This window comes from Brevundimonas sp. UBA2503 (assembly GCF_002341485.1).
GTDB classification, from domain to species: Bacteria; Pseudomonadota; Alphaproteobacteria; order Caulobacterales; family Caulobacteraceae; genus Brevundimonas; species Brevundimonas halotolerans.
In genome coordinates this window covers 21,486-44,840 of sequence record NZ_DDOD01000007.1, presented here as the reverse complement: position 1 = coordinate 44,840, position 23,355 = coordinate 21,486, and the positions used below count along the sequence as shown (strand labels likewise).

The 23,355-nt window shown below is 66.9% G+C and carries 20 protein-coding genes; 10 read left to right on the top strand and 10 right to left on the bottom strand.

The annotated features are described in order from the left end of the window. Positions 1–34: 34 nt before the first annotated feature. The 4 genes from B4K74_RS01955 to B4K74_RS01940 are packed head-to-tail and all read left to right on the top strand — an operon-like array spanning position 35 to position 3,457. The gene (locus B4K74_RS01955) at positions 35–1,033 is read left to right on the top strand and encodes an NAD-dependent epimerase/dehydratase family protein (RefSeq protein WP_286691530.1); all 999 of its coding nucleotides are present in this window, start codon (positions 35–37) and stop codon (positions 1,031–1,033) included. A gap of 11 nt (positions 1,034–1,044) precedes the next feature. After that, positions 1,045–1,656 (top strand): sugar transferase, encoded by a 612-nt coding sequence (locus B4K74_RS01950; protein ID WP_286691529.1) that lies wholly within the window; start codon positions 1,045–1,047, stop codon positions 1,654–1,656. Further along, positions 1,653–2,276 carry an acetyltransferase gene (locus B4K74_RS01945; protein ID WP_286691528.1) on the top strand — a complete coding sequence of 208 codons (624 nt, stop codon included), beginning with the start codon at positions 1,653–1,655 and terminating at the stop codon, positions 2,274–2,276. The genes B4K74_RS01950 and B4K74_RS01945 overlap by 4 nt, the downstream gene beginning before the upstream one ends. 5 nt (positions 2,277–2,281) lie before the next feature. Further along, on the top strand, positions 2,282–3,457 hold the full coding sequence (locus B4K74_RS01940) for a DegT/DnrJ/EryC1/StrS family aminotransferase (RefSeq protein WP_286691527.1): 1,176 nt from the start codon (positions 2,282–2,284) through the stop codon (positions 3,455–3,457). Here B4K74_RS01940 and B4K74_RS01935 read toward each other — a convergent pair. The 8 genes from B4K74_RS01935 to B4K74_RS01900 form a co-directional block, all read right to left on the bottom strand. Further along, positions 3,454–3,822, bottom strand: coding sequence for a VanZ family protein (locus B4K74_RS01935; protein WP_286691526.1), 369 nt, complete (start codon positions 3,820–3,822; stop codon positions 3,454–3,456). The two genes, B4K74_RS01940 and B4K74_RS01935, sit on opposite strands and share 4 nt — an antisense overlap. Continuing rightward, on the bottom strand, positions 3,815–4,825 hold the full coding sequence (locus B4K74_RS01930; protein WP_286691525.1) for a mannose-1-phosphate guanylyltransferase: 1,011 nt from the start codon (positions 4,823–4,825) through the stop codon (positions 3,815–3,817). Before B4K74_RS01930 ends, B4K74_RS01935 begins: the two co-directional genes overlap by 8 nt. After that, positions 4,822–6,756, bottom strand: coding sequence for an acetate--CoA ligase (gene acs / locus B4K74_RS01925; protein WP_286691524.1), 1,935 nt, complete (start codon positions 6,754–6,756; stop codon positions 4,822–4,824). The genes B4K74_RS01930 and acs overlap by 4 nt, the downstream gene beginning before the upstream one ends. Before the next feature lie 77 nt (positions 6,757–6,833). Beyond that, positions 6,834–7,928, bottom strand: coding sequence for a sugar kinase (locus B4K74_RS01920; RefSeq protein WP_286691523.1), 1,095 nt, complete (start codon positions 7,926–7,928; stop codon positions 6,834–6,836). Continuing rightward, positions 7,925–9,205, bottom strand: a complete 1,281-nt coding sequence (locus B4K74_RS01915) for a TRAP transporter large permease (RefSeq protein ID WP_286691522.1) — start codon at positions 9,203–9,205, stop codon at positions 7,925–7,927. Before B4K74_RS01915 ends, B4K74_RS01920 begins: the two co-directional genes overlap by 4 nt. Before the next feature lie 2 nt (positions 9,206–9,207). Further along, a complete protein-coding gene (locus B4K74_RS01910; RefSeq protein ID WP_286691521.1) occupies positions 9,208–9,705 on the bottom strand; it encodes a TRAP transporter small permease in 498 nt (165 codons plus the stop codon). 35 nt (positions 9,706–9,740) lie between these two features. After that, positions 9,741–10,748, bottom strand: coding sequence for a TRAP transporter substrate-binding protein (locus B4K74_RS01905; RefSeq protein WP_286691520.1), 1,008 nt, complete (start codon positions 10,746–10,748; stop codon positions 9,741–9,743). After that, positions 10,745–11,584, bottom strand: coding sequence for a 2-keto-4-pentenoate hydratase (locus tag B4K74_RS01900; RefSeq protein ID WP_286691519.1), 840 nt, complete (start codon positions 11,582–11,584; stop codon positions 10,745–10,747). The genes B4K74_RS01905 and B4K74_RS01900 overlap by 4 nt, the downstream gene beginning before the upstream one ends. A gap of 184 nt (positions 11,585–11,768) precedes the next feature. On the opposite strand from B4K74_RS01900, the gene B4K74_RS01895 reads away from it, so the two are divergent. From B4K74_RS01895 to B4K74_RS01880, 4 genes are all read left to right on the top strand, one after another. Continuing rightward, positions 11,769–13,127 carry a pectate lyase family protein gene (locus tag B4K74_RS01895; protein WP_286691518.1) on the top strand — a complete coding sequence of 453 codons (1,359 nt, stop codon included), beginning with the start codon at positions 11,769–11,771 and terminating at the stop codon, positions 13,125–13,127. Between the two features lie 81 nt (positions 13,128–13,208). Next, positions 13,209–14,255 carry a LacI family DNA-binding transcriptional regulator gene (locus B4K74_RS01890; protein WP_286691517.1) on the top strand — a complete coding sequence of 349 codons (1,047 nt, stop codon included), beginning with the start codon at positions 13,209–13,211 and terminating at the stop codon, positions 14,253–14,255. Between the two features lie 73 nt (positions 14,256–14,328). Continuing rightward, positions 14,329–16,350, top strand: a complete 2,022-nt coding sequence (locus B4K74_RS01885; RefSeq protein ID WP_286691516.1) for an alpha/beta hydrolase family protein — start codon at positions 14,329–14,331, stop codon at positions 16,348–16,350. A gap of 80 nt (positions 16,351–16,430) precedes the next feature. Next, a complete protein-coding gene (locus B4K74_RS01880) occupies positions 16,431–17,144 on the top strand; it encodes a hypothetical protein (RefSeq protein ID WP_286691515.1) in 714 nt (237 codons plus the stop codon). Between the two features lie 4 nt (positions 17,145–17,148). Here the strand turns inward: B4K74_RS01880 and B4K74_RS01875 are convergent, their stop codons facing one another. Further along, complete coding sequence (locus B4K74_RS01875; RefSeq protein WP_286691514.1) at positions 17,149–17,793, bottom strand: RpiB/LacA/LacB family sugar-phosphate isomerase; 645 nt, start codon at positions 17,791–17,793, stop codon at positions 17,149–17,151. Positions 17,794–17,984: 191 nt separating this feature from the next. Between B4K74_RS01875 and kduD the strand changes: the two genes are divergently transcribed. Continuing rightward, the gene (gene kduD, locus B4K74_RS01870; RefSeq protein ID WP_286691513.1) at positions 17,985–18,743 is read left to right on the top strand and encodes a 2-dehydro-3-deoxy-D-gluconate 5-dehydrogenase KduD; all 759 of its coding nucleotides are present in this window, start codon (positions 17,985–17,987) and stop codon (positions 18,741–18,743) included. Here kduD and B4K74_RS01865 read toward each other — a convergent pair. Then, positions 18,740–20,203 carry a thrombospondin type 3 repeat-containing protein gene (locus tag B4K74_RS01865; protein ID WP_286691512.1) on the bottom strand — a complete coding sequence of 488 codons (1,464 nt, stop codon included), beginning with the start codon at positions 20,201–20,203 and terminating at the stop codon, positions 18,740–18,742. The genes kduD and B4K74_RS01865 overlap by 4 nt on opposite strands. A 114-nt stretch (positions 20,204–20,317) precedes the next feature. Between B4K74_RS01865 and B4K74_RS01860 the strand changes: the two genes are divergently transcribed. Then, entirely contained in the window at positions 20,318–23,281 is a 2,964-nt protein-coding gene (locus tag B4K74_RS01860; protein ID WP_286691511.1) for a TonB-dependent receptor, read from the top strand. Positions 23,282–23,355 lie beyond the last annotated feature (74 nt).

Here is a 23,355-nt window from a genome sequence, read left to right as displayed (position 1 = left end):
ACCCGACCGGGCCCGGGCCCAAGAGGACGACTTCATGCGATTTCTGATCACGGGCACCGCCGGCTTTATCGGCTTCCATCTGGCGCGTCGCCTGCTCGAGGATGGCCATCAGGTCGTGGGCGTCGACAATTTTTCGGACTATTACGACATCACCCTGAAGGATGGGCGCAACGCCATCCTCGAAGGCTATGAGGGCTTCCGCGTCGAGCGCGTGGCGCTGGAGGATGCCGAGGCCCTGAACGCGGTCTGGGAGAAGGCCGAACCCGAGATTGTGGTCCACCTGGCCGCCCAGGCGGGCGTCCGCTACAGCATCGACCACCCCGAGGTCTATGTGGCCTCCAACCTGGTGGGCACCTTCAATGTGCTGGAGGCCGCGCGCCGCTATCCGGTCAAGCACCTGCTGGCCGCCTCGACCAGTTCGGCCTATGGCGCCAATACCGAAATGCCGTTCCGCGAGACGGACAAGGCGGTCCACCCCATGACCCTGTACGCCGCGACCAAGAGCGCGACCGAGCTGATGGGCCATTCCTATGCCCACCTGTTCGGCACGCCGACGACCTTCTTCCGCTTCTTCACTGTCTATGGCCCCTGGGGCCGCCCCGACATGGCGTTGTTCAAATTCGCCAAGCTGATGCTGGAGGGCAAGCCGATCGAGGTTTACGGCGAAGGCCAGATGTCGCGCGACTTCACCTTTGTCGAGGATCTGGTCGAGGCGATCGTGCGGCTGGTCGATGTGGTGCCCGGCACCGCCCCGCCGGTCGAGGGCGACACCCTGTCCCATGCGGCCCCGTTCCGGCTGGTCAACATCGGCGGTGGCAAGCCCAGCCCGCTGATGGACTATATCGCCGAGCTGGAAAAGGCGCTGGGCAAACAGGCCGACAAGCAGTTCCTGCCCATGCAGGACGGCGATGTGCCCGACACCACCGCCTCGCCCGACCTGCTGGAACGCCTGACCGGCTACAAGCCCGAAACCCCGATCAGCGTCGGCGTGCCCGCCTTCGTCGGCTGGTTCCGGCAGAGGTATAATTTGTAATGACAGGCGCAATGGACAGGCCGGTGCGCCCGGCACAGCTCAAGCGTCTGATTGATGTCCTGGCCTCGGCCCTGGGGCTGGTCGTACTGTCGCCGCTGCTGTTTGTACTGTGGCTGATGGTCCGACGGCGCATGGGCAGTCCGGCCCTGTTTCGCCAGATGCGCCCCGGCCTGCACGGTCGGCCGTTCGAGATGATCAAATTCCGCACCATGCGGGATGCGACGGGTCCGGACGGTCAGCCCCTGCTGGACGCCGAGCGCCTGACGGACTTCGGTCGCTGGCTGCGCGCCACCAGCCTCGACGAACTGCCCGAGCTATGGAATGTGCTGAAGGGTCAAATGAGCCTGGTCGGCCCTCGCCCCCTGCTGATGGAGTATCTGCCGCTCTACACGCCCGAACAGGCGCGCCGGCATGAGGTCCGCCCGGGCATCACCGGCTGGGCCCAGATCAATGGCCGCAATGCCGTGGGCTGGGACCAGAAATTCGCCCTCGACGTCTGGTATGTCGACCGACACAGTCTGTGGCTGGATGTGAAGATCATTGCCCTCACACTTCGGCGTATAGTCCAGCGCGACGGTATATCGGCGCCGGGCTCGGCGACCATGGAGAAGTTTCAGGGATGAGCAGGGGACTGGCCATTCTGGGTGCCGGCGGACATGGGCGTGTCATCGCAGATTGCGCCGAGCGTCTGGGCTGGTCGCACATCGTCTTCTTCGACGACAATCCTTGGGCGGAAAAGTCTGGCCCATGGGAGCTGGCCGGGACCGGCGCGGACCTGCTGGCCTCGGTTACGGACTTTGAGGCCTTCGTCGTCGGCATCGGCATCAACCGCATCCGGCTGGAGCGTCAGCAGGCGTTGGCGGCTGCGGGCGGCCGTGTCGCGACCCTTATTCATCCGGCCGCAACCGTCAGCCGCCATGCCGTGATCGGCGAGGGCTCGGTGGTCTTTGCCGGTGCCGTGGTCAATCCGGGCGCCGTGGTCGGCCAAGCCTGTATCCTCAACACCGGCTGCGGCATCGACCATGACGACCGGCTGGCCGATGGCGTCCATGTGTCGCCGGGTGTCCATCTGGGCGGCGGGGTCTCGGTCGGCGAAGCCAGCTGGATCGGGCTCGGTGCCTCGGTCCGTGAGGGCATCTCCATCGGCAGCGACGTCCGCGTCGGTGCCGGGGCCGTGATCGTGCGCGATGTGACCCACGGCCTGACAGTGGTCGGAAACCCGGCCCGGGAAATGAAGCGGTAGTCCTGATGCTGAACACCCCCTTTTCGCCCTGGCCCAGCTTTAGCCCCGAGGAGGTCCAGGCCGTCGCCGATGTGGTGGCGTCGAACCGCGTCAACTACTGGACCGGTGACCGCTGCCGCACCTTTGAAAAACGCTTCGCCGAATGGGCCGGCACGAAGCACGCCATCGCCCTGGCCAATGGCACGGTCGCGCTGGATGTGGCGCTGAAGGCGCTGGGCATCGGGCCGGGCGATGAGGTGATCACCACCCCGCGCACCTTCCTCGCCTCCGCCTCCTGCATCGTCACGGCGGGGGCCATCCCGGTCTTTGCCGACGTCGATCCCGACAACCAGACCATCACCGCTGACACCATCCGGGCCGTGATGACCGACCGGACCCGGGCCGTCATCTGCGTCCATCTCGGCGGCATGCCGTGCGACATGGATCCGATCATGGCGCTGGCGCAGGCGCACGACCTGAAGGTCATCGAAGACTGCGCCCAGGCCCACGGCGCCCGCTATCGGGGTCGCAGCATCGGCTCGATCGGCCATATCGGCGCCTGGTCCTTCTGTCAGGACAAGATCATGACCACCGGCGGCGAGGGCGGCATGGTGACCACGGACGATCCTGCGCTTTGGGACTTCATGTGGTCGTACAAGGATCACGGCAAGAGCTGGCAGGGCGTCTATGAGCGCTCGCACCCGCCCGGCCCGCGACTGGTCCACGACACCTTCGGCACCAACTGGCGCATGATCGAGATGCAGGCCGCCATCGGCCTGATCCAGCTGGAGCGCATGGCCGGCTGGACCGCGCGCCGTACGGAGATCGCCCTCAGGCTGGCCGAGGCCTGCGCGCCGTTTCCGGTCGTGCGGGTGCCCCTGCCGCCCGAACACATCACCCATGCCTGGTACCGGTTCTACGCCTTCGTGCAGCCGGACCATCTGGCCGAGGGCTGGACGCGCGACCGCATCATCGAGGAGATCAATGCACTCGGCGTGCCCTGCTTCCACGGCTCGGCGTCCGAGGTCTATCTGGAGGCCGCGTTCGACGGCACCGGCTGGCGACCGCCCCAGCGCCTGCCCGTTGCGCGGCAGCTGGGCGAGACCAGCATCGCCTTCCTGACCCACCCGACGCTCACGGACGATGAGGTAGCAAAGACCGCAGAGGCGATCCGCACCGTGCTGGGCCGGGCGTCGGCCTAAGCTTTCAGCCGCTGCCGCAGGGCCTCCAGCCAGACGGGCAGGGCGGCGCAGGCGATGCCGGCGATGTCGGCCAGCCAGTCCGCCCATTCGGCATTGCGCCCGACCTGGCCCTGCACGATCTCGATCAGTCCGCCCGCCACGACCAGCAGGGCGACGATGGCCCACCGCGGCGCGTGCGGGGCCGCAAGGACATAGAGGATCGTCAGCACATAGAAGCTGAGAAAATGCCCGGCCTTGTCCCACGGGATCAGCCCGGGGCCGTTGCCCGGCGGCTCGAACGCCAGCCACAGCGTGGCCACCGTTGCCAGCCCGGCCGCCAGCCGCGCGAGCCACAGGAGGGGGCGTCCATAGGCGGACTCACTCACGGGTCAGCAGCCTCTTTACATCCTGGGCCCGCGACAGGTCGCAGACCAGCACCGCATCCCGTTCGACGATCACGGCCAGGCCGGAGACCCCAAGCGTCGCGACCGTCACGCCGTCGGGTGCCCGCACCAGACAGCCAGCGCTGTCCAGGCTCAGATGCGACGTCCCTTCCCCCTCTCTGACGGTCGCCACCGCATCCCACGCGCCCAGATCCGACCAGGCGAGCGTCAGGGGCAGGACCGAGGCCCGGTCCGTCTTCTCCATCACCGCATAGTCGAACGACAGGCGGGGCGCGGCACGAAAGCCGTCGCTCAGCACGCCGCCCTCTGACGGCACCGCCCCGGCGACCGCCGCCCAGATCTCGGGCGCATGCCGCTCCAGTTCCTCGCGCAGGGTCCTGGCCGTGGCGATAAAGGCGCCGCTGTTCCACAGGCAACCTTCAAGGATCAGCCCCGCCGCCCGGTGCGGATCGGGCTTTTCGATGAAGGCCTGAACCGGCGCCAGCCCGGCGTGCCCGGGCCGGATATATCCGTAGGCCGACGACGGCTGCGTCGGGGCCACGCCCAGCGTCACGATCCGCCCGCTATCCCGCGCTGCGTCCGCCGCCGTGATCAGGGCGTGGCGATAGCCCGCTTCGTCCGGGATGTGGTGGTCCGAGGCCAGGATCATCACCCGGCCCTCCGGATCACGCGCCTCGACCCAGGCCGCGGTCGACGCCACCGCCGCGGCCGAATCCCGGCCCTCCGGTTCCAGCAGGACGGTGGCCTCGGCCCTCAGCGCCGCCAGTTGTTCCTTGATCAGCCCTGCATGGGTCTCGGCCCCCACGACCAGCAACCGGCCGCCGTCCTCGACCAGCGGCATCACCCGCCGCACCGCCAGCTGGAACAGCGACAGCGGCCCGGTCAGGTCCAGAAACGGCTTGGGCCGGTCCGGGCGCGACGCCGGCCACAGCCGCGTCCCCGCCCCGCCGCACAGGATGACGGGATAGAGCTGACCTTCGCTCAAGCGGGCCGCCCCTTGACCAGATCGTCGACCACCCCGGGGTCGGCCAGGGTCGAGGTATCGCCCAGCGCGCCCAGCTCATTCTCGGCAATCTTGCGCAGGATGCGCCGCATGATCTTGCCCGAGCGCGTCTTGGGCAGGCCCGGCGCCCAATGGATCACATCCGGCGCCGCGATCGGCCCGATTTCACCCCGCACATGTTGGACCAGCTCGGCCCTCAGATCGTCATGCGCGTCGACGCCGGCGTTCAGCGTCACATAGGCATAGATGCCCTGGCCCTTGATGTCGTGGGGATAGCCGACGACGGCGGCCTCGGCGACCGAGGGGTGCAGCACCAGGGCGCTCTCGACCTCGGCCGTGCCCATCCGGTGGCCCGAGACATTGATGACATCATCGACCCGGCCGGTGATCCAGTAGTAGCCGTCGGCATCGCGACGGCAGCCGTCCCCGGTGAAATAGCGCCCAGGATAGGTCGAGAAATAGGTGTCGAAGAACCGCTGGTCGTCGCCGTACAGGGTTCGCATCTGGCCCGGCCAGCTGTCTGTGATGCACAGATTGCCCTCGGTCGGCCCGGTCAGCTCATGGCCCTCGGCATCGACGATCTGCAGCCGGATGCCGGGCAGGGGCAGGGTGGCCGAGCCGGGCTTGAGGTCGGTCGCCCCCGGCAGCGGCGTGATCAGATGCCCGCCGGTCTCCGTCTGCCACCAGGTGTCGACGATCGGGCAGCGGCCGTCGCCGACCACCTCATGGTACCAGCGCCAGGCCTCGGGATTGATCGGCTCCCCCACCGTGCCCAGCAGTCGCAGGGACGACCGAGAGGTGGCCTTAACCGGCCCGTCGCCTTCGCGCATCAGGGCCCGCAGAGCCGTCGGCGCCGTATAGAAGATCTCCACCCGATGCTTGTCGACCACCTGCCAGAAGCGGCTGTGATCGGGATAGTTTGGCACGCCCTCGAACATCACCGTGGTCGCGGCATTGGCCAGCGGTCCATAGACCAGATAGCTGTGGCCGGTGACCCAGCCGACATCGGCCGTGCACCAGAAGACCTGACCCGGGCGATAGTCGAACGTCAGTTCGTGCGTCCAGGCGGCCCAGACCAGATAGCCCCCCGTGGTGTGCAGCACGCCCTTGGGCTTGCCGGTCGAGCCCGAGGTATAGAGGATGAACAGCGGATCCTCGGCGCCCATCGGCTCGGCCGGACAGTCCGCCTCGACCGAGGCGGCCTCGGGGCCATAGTCGATGTCGCGACCGTCCACCCAGGCCACATCCGCCCCTGTGCGCCGCACGACCAGCACGCTCCGTACGCTGACCTTCTCGAGCGCCGCATCGACATTGGCCTTCAGCGGAATGGTCTTGCCGCCACGCAGCCCCTCATCAGCGGTGATGACAAAGTCCGAGCCGCAGTCCTCGATCCGGCCGGCCAGGCTGTCGGGCGAGAAACCGCCGAACACAACCGAATGGACCGCCCCGATCCGCGCGCAGGCCAGCATGGCATAGGCGGCCTCGGGGATCATCGGCATGTACAGGGTCACCCGGTCGCCGCGATTGACGCCGTGCTTCTTCAGGACGTTTGCAAATCGGCACACCGCGGCGTGCAGTTCGCCATAGGTGATGGCCGCGCTCTCGGCCGGATCATCCCCCTCCCAGATGATGGCGACATCGTCGCGCCGCTCGGGCAGGTGCCGGTCGATGCAGTTGACCGAGACGTTGAGAATCCCGTCCTCGAACCAGCGGATGCGGAAGTCGTCCTTGTTGAAGCTGACGTCCTTGATCCGGGTCGGAAAGGCCGTCCACTCCAGCCGTTCGGCCACGCCGCGCCAGAACCCCTCCGGATCGGTCTCGGCCGCCTTGCACGCATTCTCATAGCGCGCCCGGTTCACATGGGCCGTGCGGGCCCATTCCTCAGGGACGGGATAGATCGCCGTGTCGCTCATGACTCACCTCATCTTGAGGCGGCATCCAACAGCATGCGGTCGCCGGTTTCCAGCGTCGCCGGAAAATCCCGGGTCGATCAGCGGCGGGCGGCGGCGCCGTCGCCGCGGGCGAGCGCCTCAACCTCATCAAGGCTGGTCATGGCATTGTCGCCCGGCGTGGTCATGGCCAGGGCCCCGTGGGCGACGCCCAGCGCCAGCGACGCCTCCAGCGGACGCCCCTCCATCAGCCCGAAAGCCAGCCCGGAGACAAAGCCGTCCCCGCCGCCCACCCGATCCAGAATTGCCACCTCGACCGGTGCATGGACCGTCAGCGCGCCGTCCGCCCAGGCGCAGGCGCCCCAGCGGTTCATCGAGGCGCTCACCGGATCGCGCAGCGGTGAGGCCAGCAGGCGCAGGTTCGGCAGCTGACCCCTCAGTCGCTCAGCTGCCGCCGCGAACGGGGCGGGGTCACAGGCGTCGGTGCGCACCTCGGGCGTCTCGATGCCCAGACAGGCGGCCAGGCTGTATTCGTCGCCGATCAGCACATCGACCTGTTCGGCGATGGCGCGGTTGACCCGGCGGGCGGCCTCAGGATCAGGGTGTGCCGCCCACAGGCTGGCGCGATAGTTGAGGTCATAGCTGACGATGGTGCCGTGGCGCCGCGCCGCCGTCACCGCTGCCAGCGCCGTCTCCGCCGTCGATTCGGACAGGGCCGAAAAGATGCCGCCGGTGTGCAGCCAGCGCACACCCTCGCTGCCGAACAGATGGTCCCAGTCGATCTCGTCGCGTCGCATGGCCGAGGTCGCCGAATGCGCCCGGTCCGACACGCCCAGGGCCCCACGCGGCCCGAACCCGCGCTCGGTGAAGTTCAGCCCCACCCGGTTCTCGCGCCCGACCGGATCGGCCTCGCGCCACAGGATGTGGGCGTCCGACACCCCGCCCTGCAGGATCAGCTCATGCACCAGGGCGCCGATGTCGTTGCGGGGCAGGGCGGTGACCACGGCGCTTCGCAGGCCAAAGGTCTTCGCCAGACCACGCGCCACATTGTATTCGCCGCCGCCTTCCCACACCTGGAACTGGCGGGCGGTGCGGATGCGCCCCTCGCCGGGATCCAGCCGCAGCATGACCTCGCCCAGCGCCACCGCATCCCAACGGCAGCTGTCCTTCGCCTTCAGACGGGGCAGCAGGGTCATTTCATCAGCGAGGGCAGCCACAGCGACAGCGCCGGGATGAAGGTCACCAGCATCAGCACTATCACACAGGCGAAGTAGAAGGGCCAGATCGAGCGCAGCGACTGGGTCATCGGAATCTTCGCAATGGCACTACCCACGAACAGCACCGATCCCACCGGGGGCGTGATCAGGCCGATGCCGCAGCTGAGCAGCAGGATCACCCCGAACTGCACCGGATCGACGCCGAACGCCTTGGCCACGGGCAGGAAGATCGGCGTGACGATGATGATCAGCGGCGCCATGTCCATGAAGGTGCCCAGGAACAGCAGGCAGGCGATGATCATCAGCATGATCAGGACCGGATTGTCGGTCAGGCCGTTCAGCACCTCGATCATCATGCCGGGCACCTGCAGATAGGCCATCAGCCAGCCGAACGCCCCGGCACAGCCGATGATGAACAGCACCGCGCCCGAGGTCCGCGCCGCGCCGATGCAGGCCTCCTTGAACGCCGCCCAGCGCATGTGGCGATAGACGATGCCGGTGACGATGATGGCATAGACGACGGCGATCGAAGCGGACTCGACGGCGGTAAAGATGCCGGCCCGGATCCCGCCAAAGATGATGACGACCAGCAGCAGGCCGGGAATGGCGGCGATCAGACGGGTCAGGACGGTGCCAAAGCCGGGGAAGATGTCGGCGGGATAGCCGCGCTTGCGGGCCACCCAATAGGCGGTGACCATCAGGACGGCGGCCAGCAGCAGGGCCGGGACGATACCGCCCGCGAACAGGTCCGAGATCGACACTCCGCCCCCGGCCGAGGCCGAATACAGGATCATATTGTGCGAGGGTGGCACCAGCAGCGCCACCAGCGCCGCCGAAATGGTGACGTTGACGGCATAGTCACTCTCATAGCCGCGCTTCTGCATCTGCGGGATCATGGTGCCGCCGATGGCCGAGACATCGGCGATGGCCGAGCCGGACACGCCACCGAACAGGGTCGAGCCGACCACGGTCACCTGGCCCAGACCGCCGCGCACATGGCCGACCAGCGATGACGCCAGCGCGATCATCCGGTCGGACAACCCGCCCTTCATCATCAGCTCGCCGGTGAAGATGAACAGCGGAATGGCCAGCAGGGCGACGGACGCCATGTCCGACCCCATTTGCTGGAACACCACGATCGGCGGCAGCGCCAGATACAGCACCGTCGCCAGCGTCGCCCCCATCAGACAGAAGGCGACCGGCACCCCCAGGATCAGCAACAGGGCCAGAACCCCGAACAGGATGATGAATTCCATGCTCAGTCCTCCCGCACGGGCTTGGGCGCGCCGGTAAACAGCCGCTCCAGGGCAAAGATCAGGATCAGCACGCCGCCGACGGCCAGACCCAGGAATTTCAGGCCGGAGGGCAGGGGGGCACCGGCCAGCGGCACCGTCCAGTCATCCAGCATCAGATAGCCGCCCATGGTGGCCAGCCCAAGGCCGGTCGCCGCCGCGATCAGCCGCGACAGGGACGCCAGCCCCGACCGGATCGGTCCGGGCATGGAGTGGGCAAGGGTCTGAAAGGCGAAATGGGTCTCAAAGCGCACGCCCACGGCGGCCCCGAACATGACGGCCACGCTCATCAGGATCAGTGCCACCGGCTCGGTCCAGCCGGGCGAGTCGTTCAGCACATAGCGGGCGAACACCTGCCAGGCCTGCACCAGGGCCATGGCCAGCAGGGCCGCGCCCGCCAGTCCCAGCACGATCCGGGACAGATGGTCCAGCAACCCCCGACGTGGCGCTTCAGATGATGTCATCGGTTCCTCCCCGGAGGCGGTCGTGTTCGGGCCGTTCAGGCGGCCGCTGTGATCTGTTCGTAGAGGGGCTTCAGACCTGCCCCCGCTGTGTATTTGGAATTCACCGGTTCGACCGCGCGGGCAAAGGCGGCCAGATCGACCTCATTCACCTGAGTGCCCGCGGCGATCACCGCGGCCCGGGCGTCAGCCTCGCGCTTGTCCCACTCGGCCCGCATCAGCGGCACCGAGCGCCGCGCCACGTCGCGCACCAGGTCGCGGTCGGCGGGCGTCAGGGCATCCATCGACGCCTTGGAAATCAGCAGGGCGTCGGGCGAATACAGGTGCCGGGTGTCACTCCAGTAGCGGGCCACCTCAAACTGGCGGCTGGACTGATAGCTGGGCCAGTTGTTCTCGGCCCCGTCGATCAGATGGGTCTGAAGCGACGAGAACACCGCGCCAAACGTCAGCGGCGTCGGATTGGCGCCCATGGCCCGGACCGTGTCGAGGAAGATGTCCGACTGGGGCGCGCGGATCTTCAGCCCCTTCATGTCGGCGGGCTCATACACCGGACGGCGCACATTATAGACGCTGCGCGGCGCGGCGTCGTAATAGGCCAGCCCGACCAGCCCGCGCCCCTCGAACACATTCAGCAGCCGCGTACCGATCTCGCCGTCGACCACGGCCCGCATATGCTCGACCGAGCGAAACACATAGGGCAGGCACAGCAGGCTGGTTTCGGGAAAGGCATTGTTCAGCGCGGCGGCGGCCACGCGACAGATGTCGATGGCCTGAAAGCGCGCGAGGCCAATGGAGTCGTCCTCATTGCCCAGCTGGCCGGAGGGGAAGGACCGGATGCCCAGCCGCCCGTCGGTCAGCCGGCCCAGTTCCTCGCCCATCCAGTTGACGGCGTGGACGGTCGGATAGTCGGCCGGGTGCACATCGGCGGCATGCAGCAGGCGCGGCCCGCCGGTTCCCGTTCCGGCTCCGGTGCCACAGGCCGACAGGGCGGCGGCGCCGGCCCCGATCAGGCCCGTGCCCAGAAGACGTCTGCGTGTCGGCGTCATGGGGTTCCTCTCTCGGCGCGGATGGCCCGGCATTTGATTATGCCATGCGGACCGAAATCAGCTTCGGCGGTCTGGCCGATGGCGATGCGATGTACCCCCGTGGCCGCGCCGGTCGAGATCCACTGGCCCGCCTGTGGCCGCAGCCCGCGCCCGGCCAGTACGTTCAGCAGGAACGCCAGGGAGTCGAACGGCCCCCCGGGAATGGAGGTCGCGCCTCCGGTGCCGACCGTCTCGCCGTCGATGCGCATGGCGCACGTCAGATCGTCCAGCGCTCGGGGATCGCCCGCCCAGTCGCGCACGACCTCGGCGCCCAGGATCAGCCCGGCATTGTTGCCAAAGTCCGAGGCCGTGACCGCCGGCCCATGATCATTGATGCCGGGAAAGGGGCTGCCGGCGATTTCGACGCCGACGCGGATCTGGCTGACCAGCCGGGTCGCCTCGGCCACGGTCCAGCCCTCTCTCAGCGGCGGCGTCTCGGCCATCAGCAGCAGATATTCCGCCTCGACCGCGCCAAAGCCGCCGTCGATCAGCGGGAAGTCGGTAAGGCCCTCGGCAGGACGGACGCTGGCGGCAAAGATCGGTCCGGCCAGTCGCCCGGCGCCGAACTGCGCATCCAGCGGCGGCGGAATCCGGCCCAGCTTCCAACCGGCGATCGCGTCCGGGACCAGCGCGATGGCCGCATCCTGAATGGCATAGGCCTCATCCAGAGTGCCCGGCACAGTGCCCGGATAGGTCGGCAGGGCCCGGCCCGCGCGCCGCGCCTCGACAAAGGCGCGCGCAATGGCCCGGCCGTCCTCGGACAGGACCGCCGCGTGAGGCAAAGCATGGGCCGTCATGACGTCGACTCGGGTGAGGGACGCATACAAGCTGTTGAAATCGTTAGGGACAGGCGCACGCGTCCTCCGTTTTTCTTTTGACATTGCGCAGGAAGGAAACCGGTGTCAATTTGAATCGAGACAAAGGGCGTCACAGCGAGCCGAGGCTCGTGGCAAGATGGCGCCCGAACCGGGAAGGAAGCCGATGAACCGTCGACACACTCTGATCTCCACCTGTTTGGGCCTGTTCGCCGCCCTCACGCTCAGCCTCGCCAGTGCCGCGCCCACGCTGGCCCAGTCCGGCCCGCTGGCCTTCCCCGGCGCCCTGGGATGGGCCTCGGCCACCCCCGGCGGACGGGGCGGGGAGATCATCCGCGTCACCAACCTGAACAGCGAAGGCCCCGGCTCGCTCCGCGCCGCGATCGAGGCCGAGGGTCCGCGCATCGTGGTGTTCGAAGTCGGCGGGGTCATCGACCTCGAGATGAAGACCCTGCGCCTGCGCAACCCCTACATCACCATCGCCGGCCAGACCGCGCCTTCACCGGGCATCACCCTGATCCGGGGCGGCATGGACGTCGGCGGACACGATGTCATCATCCAGCATATCCGCATCCGCCCCGGCTCGGCCGATCAGGGCTGGATGAGCGGCTGGGACGAGGACGGCATCGCCACCGTCAGCGCCTACAATGTCATCATCGATCACTGCAGCCTGACCTGGGCCACCGACGAGAACCTGTCGGCCTCTGGCCCCCGTTTTACCGGCTCAACGCCCGACGAATGGCGTCGCGGCACCAGCCACAACATCACCTTCTCCAACAATATCGTCGGCGAGAGCCTGGCCTATTCGACCCACTCCAAGGGTGAGCACTCCAAGGGCTCGCTGATCCACGACAATGTCACCGGCCTGCTGATCATCGGCAATCTCTATGCCCACAACTATGAGCGCAGCCCCCTGTTCAAGGGCGGTGTGCACGGCGTCATCGTCAACAATCTGATCTACAATCCCGGCCCGCGCGCCATCCACTACAACCTCGCCCCCGAGGAATGGGGCACCGTCCCGTTCGAGGTCGGCAAGATGTCGGTGGTCGGCAATGTGCTGCGCGCCGGCCCGTCGACCCCGACCGACCATCTGGCCTTCATGATGATCGGCGGCGCGGGCGACGTGGAATACTATGGCCTCGACAATATCGCCGTCGATCAGGTCGGCGAGCCGATCCGTATGTTCGGCCGCTATACCACCAGCCCGGCGCGGATCATCGAAATGCCCCGTCCGCCCGTCTGGTGGGAAGGCCTGACGCCCATCCCGGCCGTCGACGTCCAGCGCTCCGTGCTGTCCACGGCGGGTGCTCGTCCGTGGGACCGTGACATGCGCGATGTCCTGCTGATCGCCGAGGTGGCCGAGGGCCGGGGCGAGATCATCGACCATGAGCGCGAGGTCGGCGGCTATCCGGCTGTCGGCGAACCCACGCGCAAGGCCTTCAACCCCGACGACTGGAACCTGCACGACATGACGCCGAAGCGTGACGATGTGCTGGACCGCCCGGCCAACCGTCGCGGAACCTGAGACGCCCCCGCAGAACCGCCAGTATGCAGGCCGTGCCGAAATAGCCTATCAAGGGTTCACAAGCTCAGCAGGACTTCAGGCGTGGCGGATAACAGGCGGACAGGCGGCAAGCCCGTGACCATCAATGACGTCGCGCGGCTTGCCGGGGTCTCCAAGAAGACGGTGTCGCGCGTCATCAACAACTCACCGCTTCTGCGGGCCGAGACGCGCGAAAAGGTGCAGAAGGTCATCGCCGACTCCGGCTTTGCCCCCGATCCCCAGGCGCGGGGGCTGGCCTTTCGCCGGTCCTTCCTGGTCGGCATGATCTACGACAACCCGAGCCCCAACTATGTGGTCAACATGCAGCAAGGCGTGCTGGACGCGGTGCGCGGCTCGGGGCTCGAGCTGGTGGTCCATCCTTGCAACCGCGCCAGCGACACCTTCCTGTCCGATGTGCGGGGCTTCATCGTCCGGCAAAAGCTGTTCGGCGTGGTCATGCCGCCGTCGGTGTCCGAGGACGAGCGCGTCATCGCCATCCTGAAAGAGGCTGAATGCCCCTATGTGCGCATCGCCTCGGTGTCGCTGGACGAGCCTCGCCACATGGTCGTCACCAACGACAGCTCGGGCGCGGCCGAGGCCGCCCGCCACCTCGCCGGGCTGGGCCATCGCCGCATCGCCTTCATCTCGGGCCCCGATAGTTTCCGCTCCTCGCACGAGCGGGGCAGGGGCTTTGCCGAGGGTCTGGCCGAGCACGGGCTGACGCTGGACCCGGCCTATGTCCGCGTCGGGGCCTATACGTTCGAGTCCGGGGTCGAGGCCGCACGCGACCTGCTGGCCATGGCCGACCGGCCGACCGCCATCTTCGCCGGCAATGACGAAATGGCCATCGGCGTGATGAAGGCCGCGCGCGACGCGGGCCTCGATGTGCCGTTTGATCTGTCGATCTGCGGGTTTGACGACCTGCCCATGGCCTCGCGTGTATGGCCGAACCTGACCACCGTCCGCCTGCCGATCCGCGACATGGGCCGCATGGCTGCCGAAAAGCTGACCGCCTCGATCCGCGGCCTCGACGCCGCCACCCTGACCCAGCCCGAGGTCCGCCCCTCGCTGGTCGTGCGCGATTCGACCGCCCCGCTGCAGGGCAGCTGAGAGGTTCCACTTCCGACCGCCGGTTGTTAGTGTCCTCGCGCCTTGAGAGCGTGGGCGGGCCTGGGAGCGAACCATGGGACAGCAGTTGACGCGCATCGGCGCAGGCTTTGCCGTCATGCTCGCCGCGTTGGCGGTGCTGGCTTCCGTCACCCCCTCGACCGCCCAGATCCTGCCCGTCGAAGAATTCGCGCGCCGCCCGGCTCTGGCTCACGTCAGCCTCTCGCCGTCGGGACGCTACCTCGCTTACGTCGCCCAGGACGACAGCACGGCCAATCTGGCTGTCCGCGATCTCGTCACCGGCGAGACCAGCGCCCTGTTTGGCTCCCAGGCCCGCGAGCGCTTTGGCGGGGTCTATATCGAATGGGTGGAATGGAAGGGCGACGACCTTCTGATCATGGGCGCGACCCGGCTTGAGGTGACCCGCTACCGGGGTGAAGCTGACGGCGCGATCCGCACCGCCAACTATGGCCGGTCCCTGCTCGCCATTCCTCGCGACGGCGGCGATATCCGGCGTCTGGAAGGTCCGCTGGCCCGCGCCGGCAGACCGGGCGACCTGCTCGATATCCTGCCCGACCAGCCCGGCCATATTCTGATCACCCACATGGATGCCTCGGGCGACCTCAATGTCGCGCGCGTCGACGTCCGGTCGGGCGAGTCCGAACTGGTCATCGAAGGCGATCCCCGCGTTATCAGCTATCTGACCGACCAGCAGGGCGATGTCGTCGGGCGGCTTGTCTACAGGGGCATCCGGGGTCGGGTGCTGGTCATGCAGGCCCGCGACGCCGACGGCGGCTGGACCGAGACCTTCCGCCTGCACCGCGACGAGATCCGCGATTTTCCACGCTTCCGGTTTCTCGGTCCGACGGACCAGCCCTCGCAGGTCTATGTCGCGGTCCGACCCGAGGAGGGCGCACTCGAGGACACCTACGGCGTCCATGTGTTCGATTTCGCCACCCGGACCATGGGCCCGGCGATCTGGCGGCACGGCACCTATGACGTCGCCAACATCGTCCTGAACAGCGACGGCTCCGGTCTGGCGGCGGGGTGCTACTGGGCCGATGTCTACCGGTGCGATTTCATCGACCCGGATCAGGAGCGCGTGATGGCCGGCATCCGTCGCTTCTTCGGGGCGGGCTTCAGCGCGTCGGTGGTGTCCCAGTCCGAAGCGGGCGATAAATGGCTGATCTGGGCCAGCTCTCCCTCGAACGCCGGTCAGTATTACCTCTTTGACCTCACGGCCCTGAAGATGGAGTTGGTCGGCTCTCTGTTCCCGGGGCTGCCGGAGGCCCGCCTGGGCCAGATGCGCCGGATCGACTATGCTGCGACCGACGGGCTGGCCCTGACGGCCTATCTCACCCAGCCGCCGGGCACCAAAGACGGTGATCGGCCACCGCTGATCGTCATGCCCCACGGCGGGCCCGAGACCAGCGACCACCTGAAATGGGATACCTGGGCGCAGTTCTTTGCCAGTCGGGGTTATCAGGTGTTGCAGCCGAATTTCCGCGGCTCCAGCGGGCAGGGACGCAACTTCGCCGAGGCCGGCTATCGCCAGTGGGGCGGTCTGATGCAGGACGACGTCACCGCCGCCGTCCAGCACCTGATCGATCAGGGTCTGGCTGACCCCGACCGCATCTGCATCGTTGGCGCCAGCTATGGCGGCTATGCCGCCCTGATGGGACCGGCGACACGTCCCGACCTCTATCGCTGCACCATCGCGATCGCGGGGCCGTCGGATCTGGTCGACCTGATGAATTGGGAGCGCCGCGAGGCCGGCGACGACACCGACCGCTACGAATACTGGGTGCGCTCCATCGGCGACCCCCGCGAGGACCGCGCAGCATTGGAGGCTGTTTCGCCGGTTCGTCTGGTCGAGGGATGGACTACGCCGGTGCTGCTGATCCATGGCGAGCGCGACGATGTCGTTCCGGTGGCCCAGTCACGCGACATGGACCGTGCCCTTCGCCGCGCCGGTGCCGACGTCGAACTGCTCATCCTCGAAGAGGCCGGCCACGCAGACTGGGAGCGCCGCGAGGAGATTGCCGTGATGCAGGCCATGGAGGCTTTCCTCGCCGAGCACCTGCCCGTCGCGCCATAGGCCAAGGCGACGGCTGTGGTGAGACCGTCGGGCCACAGGGCCTGTGTTAGGGTCCGCCCGGCCTTGGGAAGGGGACCACCATGCTGGGATTGTTCAAACTGCTGCGCCGGATCATCGAGGGATCGATCCTCTCGATCATCCTTCTGGCCGCCGTGGCCGTGCTGGGCGTCTCCAGCACCGTCAGCCTCGCCCTGGCCGAGCCATCGGCGGCCTCGCTGCTGTTCCTGCTGGTGCTGGCCGTCGTGCTGGCCGACCTGATCGGGAAATTCCTCTCGATCCTGTCGACCACCTTCCCCGACCTGATCCCGGCCGTGGAAGACGAGGACATCAAGCGCGCCTCGCTGATCCAGCGGCTGCGGCCCGGCCAGACGATCGCTCTCCTGTCCGGGGCCTATGCCGCGCGGCTGGTCATGTTCCTGATCATATTCGCCCTGCTGGGCGCCAGCTATGCCTGGGCCCCGCTGGCGGTGCAGGAGACCCTGGTCGGCCCGCTCGGCACGATGGAGGCCATCACCATCTTCATCCGCGAGGGCATTGCCGGCTCGATCGGCTATTTCCTGTTCTTCCTCGGGCCGGACAACCTTGCGCCTGTCACCCGGGCCATCATCGACCAGCCGCTGGACCCGGCCACGCCCAGCGGCGACGCCTTTCTGGTCGGCATCCGCATCTATGGCCTCGCCTTCATGTTCTCGATCCTGCGGACGCTGGTGATGCCCATCACTTTCTGGCGCGCCCGCAGACGCGCCCGGAAGCTGGCAAGGAAGGAAGAGCGCGAGGTAACGGTCGAGGATTGAGCCCTCAGGCCGCGTCGACCACGCCCCGGATATACGCGCGGATGCCCTCGTCCGTAGCGTTGGCGAAGAACAGGTCCTGGAACTTCTCGCCGGCGACGGCGGCCTTCAGCAGGCCCTGATCCACGGTCTTCAGTACTGTCAGCATGTCGTGGCAGGTGACGGCCTTGAGGTCCTTCAGGATGCCGCGGTTGGTGGCCATGATCTGGGCCCGCTCCTTGGGATAGCCCAGGCCGCGCTCGCCTTCGAACAGCTTGCGATAGACGTCCTGCAGGTTCAGCTCGGCCGCCCAGCCAAAGCCCTTGGCATAGGGCATGGCGATGGCATTGCCGTCGTTGATCTGGCCGAACAGGAAGGCATCCGTCGGGTCGATGATCAGGCCGCAGAACACGCCGGGCATGGCGTTGGCGGCCAGCATCGAGCCCGTGCCCGTGCCACACCCCGTGACCACGAAATCCGCCGCGCCCGAGTTCAGCAGGATGCCGGTCAGCAGGCCGTTCATGACATAGGTCAGCGAGGCCTTATCCTCGGGTGTATACATGCCATAGTGGAACACCTCATGGCCCAGCGGTTCGGCCACGGCGGTCAGGGCCGTGTGCACAATCTGGCTCTTGGCGGCCTGGCTGTTCTCGATGATCAGGGCGATTTTCATGGTATTCCTCAAGGTCAGGGGCGGACAGGGCGAAGGGGGTATCCCGATGTCCGGCATTCATAGTCGGGGACGACGACGATAGGGCGGCATCGCCCTTACCTCATTTGCATCGGGTTATGACACCGGTTACCTATATGTTCAATCTGAGGCGTTCAATCCGCCTGTGACAACCCATCCGAAGGCCTGCCTGCATGACCCCGTCGTTTGATCTCTCCGGGCGCACCGCCCTCGTCACCGGCGCGAATACCGGTCTGGGCCAGGCGATCGCCCTGGGCCTGGCCGCCGCCGGGGCCGACATCGTCGCCGTGGGCCGTTCGGCCCCGACCGAGACAGCCGAAAAGGTCGCGGCGCTGGGTCGGGCCCTGCACGCCATCCCGGCGGACCTGTCGACCACAGCGCCGATCGCCGATGTCGTGGCCAAGGCCCGCGACGCGGTCGGCGACATCGACATTCTGGTCAACAATGCCGGCATCATCCGTCGCGCCGACAGCCTCGACTTTTCGGAGGAAGACTGGGACGCGGTCATCGACACCAATCTGAAGACGGCCTTCTTCCTCTCCCAGGCCGTGGCCCGCACCTGGGTCGGGGCCGGACGGGGCGGCAAGATCCTCAACATCTGTTCGATGCTGAGCTTTCAGGGCGGCATTCGCGTGCCGTCCTATACCGCGTCCAAGAGCGGTCTGGCGGGTCTGACCCGGCTGCTGGCCTGCGAATGGGCGGCCAAGGGCATCAATGTCAACGGCATCGCGCCCGGCTATTTCGCCACCAACAACACCGAGGCCCTGCGCGCCGATGAGGGCCGCAACCGCGACATCCTGGCCCGCATCCCGGCCGGGCGCTGGGGCGATCCGTCCGACCTCGCGGGGGCGGCCGTATTTCTGGCGTCAGATGCCTCGGCCTATGTGCACGGCACCATCCTGACCGTCGATGGCGGCTGGATGGCGCGCTAGCAGCCGTCGGCTCCCGCAGCCCGGGCGTTCAGCCAGTCTTCCAGCAGGGTATGGCCATCGCCGTCCGGGTCGGTCGCGCCGTCGGTGGGGTCCGCAGGGTCTGATCCGTGCGCGGCTTCCCAGTCGTCGGGCAGGCCGTCGCCGTCGCTGTCGACCCAGGGCACGCCTGCATCGATCTGGCCCACGCCTCCGACCGCCTCCGGGCTGTCGATGATCCGCCCCGACCGGTCCCTCACGCCCGCCACGATCCGGGCATCGACAGCATCTCGGGGGACCGAGGCGCCGGCCGTCGACAGCACCTGATCCTGCCGGGCCTCGGCGTCTTCCGGCGGAGGCCCGGCCCAGTCCGGTCGCGCGGTCAGGCGTGTGCCCGGCCCGCCGTCGTCCTTCACCAGGCTCCAAGGATCGTCGGGCAGGGCGCCATCCATGCGGTTGCCCTCGAACCAGGCCACGGCCAGCGGATCGGAGTCCTCGAACGCCCAGCGCCCGGTCGAATCCGGCCCTGGCAGATAGGTGTTCCCGACAAAGGCGTAGGTCGAGACGCTGTTGGTATCGGCATTATAGCCCGCCTGGGCGCCACCCCAGTTATAGAAGACATTGCCCCGGAACTCGAAATACGGCCCCTCGGCATCGAGCTCCGGTGGATTGTAGTTGCCGGGCCGCGGCATGCGCGCCCGGTGGCTGGCCCACAGATTGCCGATGAAGCTGATCTGCGCCCCATACCCGCCCCGCACCAGCGAGCCATAGCCATGATCCCCCTTGGCGTGGGCCGAGGCGTTCAGCGATTCGGCGATCACCGAGTTCTGCACCGTCACGTCATAGATGCCGCGCTCGGGCGGGTCATACCGGCTACCGACCGACAGGGTCTCGTCCACAGACCATGAAGCCGACACATGGTCCAGAATGATCCGCCGCCCGCGCGTGACCGAAATGGAATCGGCCTCCATCGCCTGCTCCGCCCCCAGTCGCGAGCGGATATGGCGCACGATCACTTCGTCGGCCGAGATGATCAGCGGCTGGCCGATCAGGGTGATTCCCCCGCCCGGCGCGGTCTGCCCGGCCAGAGTCACGCGCCCCCGACGAATAACCAGCGGACTCTCCAGCCGGATGATGCCTCCCGTGTCGAACACAATGGTCCGGGGGCCGTCGGTCTCGACCGCCGCCCGCAGACTGCCCGGGCCGGAATCGCCCGTATGTGTGACCCTCAGCACACGCCCGCCGCGTCCGCCGACCGCGTACCGGCCCGCGCCCTCGGCCCCTGGAAAGGCCAGCACCTGCGACGGGGCGTCCTGGGCAAAAGCCCGTCCCGTGGGGCTGATTGCTCCCATAAGACCGAAAACCACCGCCAGTCCGAGCGCCGCCGGTCGCGCCATCGGGGCGGCGAGCAGGGTCTGTGACTTGGGGCTTGCCATTTCGATGTTCATCGGGTTACGCTCGTCATTGATACCGGTGTCATTCACTTTCGCATCTAGACATGACACCGGTGTCAAAACAAGGTTCAGGATTGAGCCTCAATAAAAGATCGACCGGGGCCAACCTCCGGCGTCCTGTATGTCCTTGGGAGGAGGCATATGATGCACGTTCAAAAAACAGGCGCGTCCCTGCGCCACTATCTGTTCGCCGGAGGATCGGGCATGGCGCTTGCGCTGTGTCTCGGTGTCGGTGGTGTCGCCGCACAGGACGCGGGCGAACCCGAGACCGAGGTCGATGAGATCATCGTCACCGGCTATCGCGGCAGCCTGGCCGCCGCCCTCGACGTCAAGCGCAACGAAGCCGGCATCGTCGATGTCATCCTAGCCGAAGACATCGCCGACTTCCCCGACACCAACCTGGCCGAGGCCATCCAGCGCATCCCGGGCGTCTCGATCGACCGCGACGCCGGCGAGGGCCGACAGCTGACCGTGCGCGGCCTCAGCTCCGACTTCACCCGCACCCGCATCAACGGCATGGAGGCCCAGGCCACCACCGGCGGCACCGACTCATCGGGCGGCGCGAACCGCGGTCGTGGCTTCGACTTCAACGTCTTTGCCTCCGAGCTGTTCAACTCGATCAAGGTCCGCAAGACCGCCGCCGCCGAGACCGAAGAGGGCTCGCTGGGCGCCACCATCGACCTGCAGACCGCTCGCCCGTTCGACTTCCGGGGCCCGCGAATGGCCTTCTCGGTGCAGGCCGGATACAATGACCTGTCCGAAAACTGGAACCCGCGCGCGGCCTTCCTGGTCAGCAACACCTTCGGGGACCGTGACCAGTTCGGCGCCCTGCTGTCGGTCGCCTACAGTGAAAAAGACTCCTTCGAGGAGGGCTTCAGCTCGGTGCGCTGGGCCCCCGCCGTCGGCTCCGGCAGCTCGGGCGGCTTCTGTTCGCCGTTCGGCTATTCGCCCCAGAATCCGGGTAACAGCGGAAGCAACGGTTCAAGTGCGGCCAACTGCGCCACCGGGATCGCGCGTCCGACCAATACGCCGGGCAATGTCACCGCCTATGAAACGGCCAACCAGCCCAATGTCTTCATTCCGCGTCTGCCACGCTATGGCCGCCTGACCCACCATCAGGAACGTCTGGGCCTGACCGGATCGCTGCAATGGCGCCCCGCAGACTCCACGACCATCAGCGTGGATGTGCTGTACTCACAGCTGGACGCGACCCGCGAAGAGCATTTCCTCGAGTCGCTGTCCTTCAGCCGCAATGCCGGTGCCGGTGGCCAGACCCAGATCATCGTTCGCGATGCCGTGGTTGAGAATAATACCCTGGTGTATGGCCTGTTCGACAATGTCGACATCCGCAGCGAGGCCCGGTTCGACCAGTTGGAGACCCAGTTCCTGCAGGTCGGCTTCACGGTCGATCACGACTTCTCCGACACGGTCCGGGGCCGCTTCTTCGCCGGTCGCGCCGAGTCGAACTACGAGAACCCCTTCCAGACCACGGTCACCATCGACCGTCAGAACACCCAGGGCTATTCGTTCGATTTCCGGGGTAATCCCAACACCCCGCTGATCGACTACGGCTTCAATGTCGCCGATCCGGCGGCCTGGGACTGGCGTGCAATCGGCACCAGTGTCCCGCGTTCGGAAATCCGCATCCGGCCCCAGGGCGTCGATACCATCTTCGAGTCCCTCCAGGCGGACCTGGAGTTTGACGTCACCCCGTTCGTGACCTTCCGGACCGGCGTCAACTGGAAGACCTTCTCGTCTGAGTCCTATGAGTTCCGTCGCACCGATGAAACGGTCGTGCCGGCCCTGCCGCCGGGTGTCACCATGGCGGACATCACCACCCTGCTGACCGGATTCGGCGGCGGCTTTGGCCCCAGCGGCAATGACTCGACCTGGGTCATCCCGGATCTGAATGCCATAGCCGACCTGTTCAACATCTACTGCAACTGCGACACAGGCGTTCCCGGCGGGAATTTCACGCTCGGCAGCATCACGGTCGGCAACGCCCGGGGCGGCAACCGCTTCCTCGAGGAAGAGGACTTCGCCCTCTACGCCCAGGCGGACTTTGACGCCGACGTCTTCGGTCGTCCGTTCCGCGGCAATGTTGGCCTCCGCCACGTTTGGACCAGCCTCTATGCCGAGGGCTACAGCTCGACCGGTGGCGGCACCCTGGTGTTCGACACCCACGACTATGAAGACAGTCTGCCGTCGCTGAATCTGACGTATGAGCCGATCGACAATGTCCTGGTCCGCTTCGGCGCCGCCAGGGTCATGGCCCGTCCCCAGATCAACAACTCCATGTCCGGAGCCAACTATCTGGTGCCGACCACGTCGCTGAACTCGACCGGACCGAACTACACCGCCACCATCGGCAATGTGGAGCTGGAGCCGTTCCGGGCCTCGACCTACGACTTTGCCCTCGAATGGTATTTCGCGCCGGAAAGCCTGATTTCCTTCGCCTACTTCTACAAGGACATCGACACCTACATCCAGGTGATCCGTCAGGATCTGACCTATGCCCAGCTGACGGCGCTCAATCCGTCGGCCTTTGATCCCAGCTTCTGTTCGGGCAGTTGTTCGCCGACCACCATCTTCGCCCTGACCAGCGCGGTGAACACGGATGGCGGACCGCTGAAGGGCTTCGAGGTCAGCTTCCAGACCCCGTTCACCTTCCTGCCGGGTCCGTTCTCGAACCTCGGCATCCAGCTGAACTACACGAACGTCGAGTCCGAGATTGACTACTGCACCAATGCCCTGTGCTCGACCTTCGTGACGAACGACCTCGCGCAGCTCTCGCCCACGGCCTACAACGGCACCCTCTACTATGAGGATGACCGCTTCTCGGCCCGGGTCTCGGCCTCGTACCGCGACGAGTATCTACAGAACGTCCCGGGCCGTAACGGCAACGCCCTGGAAGGCAAGATGGAGACGCTGAACATCGACTTCTCGTCGTCGTTCAAGCTGACCGACGATGTCACCGTCAGCTTCGAGGGCATCAACCTGACCGACGAGGAAAACCACCAGTGGGTGGGCGACGACGATCGCCAGTCGACCTCGGTCTATCACCACACGGGACGACAGTTCTTCATCGGGGCCCGCTACACCTTCTGACGAAGGGCCGATCCCTACCTGAACGTCCGCTCCTGGACGCGACTTTCAAGGCCGCCGGGTCATCCCGGCGGCCT

What these genes read in the sequence shown, in the direction of transcription:
- B4K74_RS01895 (WP_286691518.1), top strand. Translation starts at nt 11,769, where the DNA reads ATGAACCGTCGACACACTCTGATCTCCACCTGTTTGGGCCTGTTCGCC.
- B4K74_RS01940 (WP_286691527.1), top strand. Translation starts at nt 2,282, where the DNA reads ATGCTGAACACCCCCTTTTCGCCCTGGCCCAGCTTTAGCCCCGAGGAG.
- B4K74_RS01885 (WP_286691516.1), top strand. Translation starts at nt 14,329, where the DNA reads ATGGGACAGCAGTTGACGCGCATCGGCGCAGGCTTTGCCGTCATGCTC.
- B4K74_RS01860 (WP_286691511.1), top strand. Translation starts at nt 20,318, where the DNA reads ATGCACGTTCAAAAAACAGGCGCGTCCCTGCGCCACTATCTGTTCGCC.
- B4K74_RS01950 (WP_286691529.1), top strand. Translation starts at nt 1,045, where the DNA reads ATGGACAGGCCGGTGCGCCCGGCACAGCTCAAGCGTCTGATTGATGTC.
- B4K74_RS01920 (WP_286691523.1), bottom strand. Translation starts at nt 7,928, where the DNA reads ATGACCCTGCTGCCCCGTCTGAAGGCGAAGGACAGCTGCCGTTGGGAT.
- B4K74_RS01915 (WP_286691522.1), bottom strand. Translation starts at nt 9,205, where the DNA reads ATGGAATTCATCATCCTGTTCGGGGTTCTGGCCCTGTTGCTGATCCTG.
- B4K74_RS01910 (WP_286691521.1), bottom strand. Translation starts at nt 9,705, where the DNA reads ATGACATCATCTGAAGCGCCACGTCGGGGGTTGCTGGACCATCTGTCC.
- kduD (WP_286691513.1), top strand. Translation starts at nt 17,985, where the DNA reads ATGACCCCGTCGTTTGATCTCTCCGGGCGCACCGCCCTCGTCACCGGC.
- B4K74_RS01880 (WP_286691515.1), top strand. Translation starts at nt 16,431, where the DNA reads ATGCTGGGATTGTTCAAACTGCTGCGCCGGATCATCGAGGGATCGATC.
- B4K74_RS01955 (WP_286691530.1), top strand. Translation starts at nt 35, where the DNA reads ATGCGATTTCTGATCACGGGCACCGCCGGCTTTATCGGCTTCCATCTG.
- B4K74_RS01875 (WP_286691514.1), bottom strand. Translation starts at nt 17,793, where the DNA reads ATGAAAATCGCCCTGATCATCGAGAACAGCCAGGCCGCCAAGAGCCAG.
- B4K74_RS01945 (WP_286691528.1), top strand. Translation starts at nt 1,653, where the DNA reads ATGAGCAGGGGACTGGCCATTCTGGGTGCCGGCGGACATGGGCGTGTC.
- acs (WP_286691524.1), bottom strand. Translation starts at nt 6,756, where the DNA reads ATGAGCGACACGGCGATCTATCCCGTCCCTGAGGAATGGGCCCGCACG.
- B4K74_RS01900 (WP_286691519.1), bottom strand. Translation starts at nt 11,584, where the DNA reads ATGACGGCCCATGCTTTGCCTCACGCGGCGGTCCTGTCCGAGGACGGC.
- B4K74_RS01905 (WP_286691520.1), bottom strand. Translation starts at nt 10,748, where the DNA reads ATGACGCCGACACGCAGACGTCTTCTGGGCACGGGCCTGATCGGGGCC.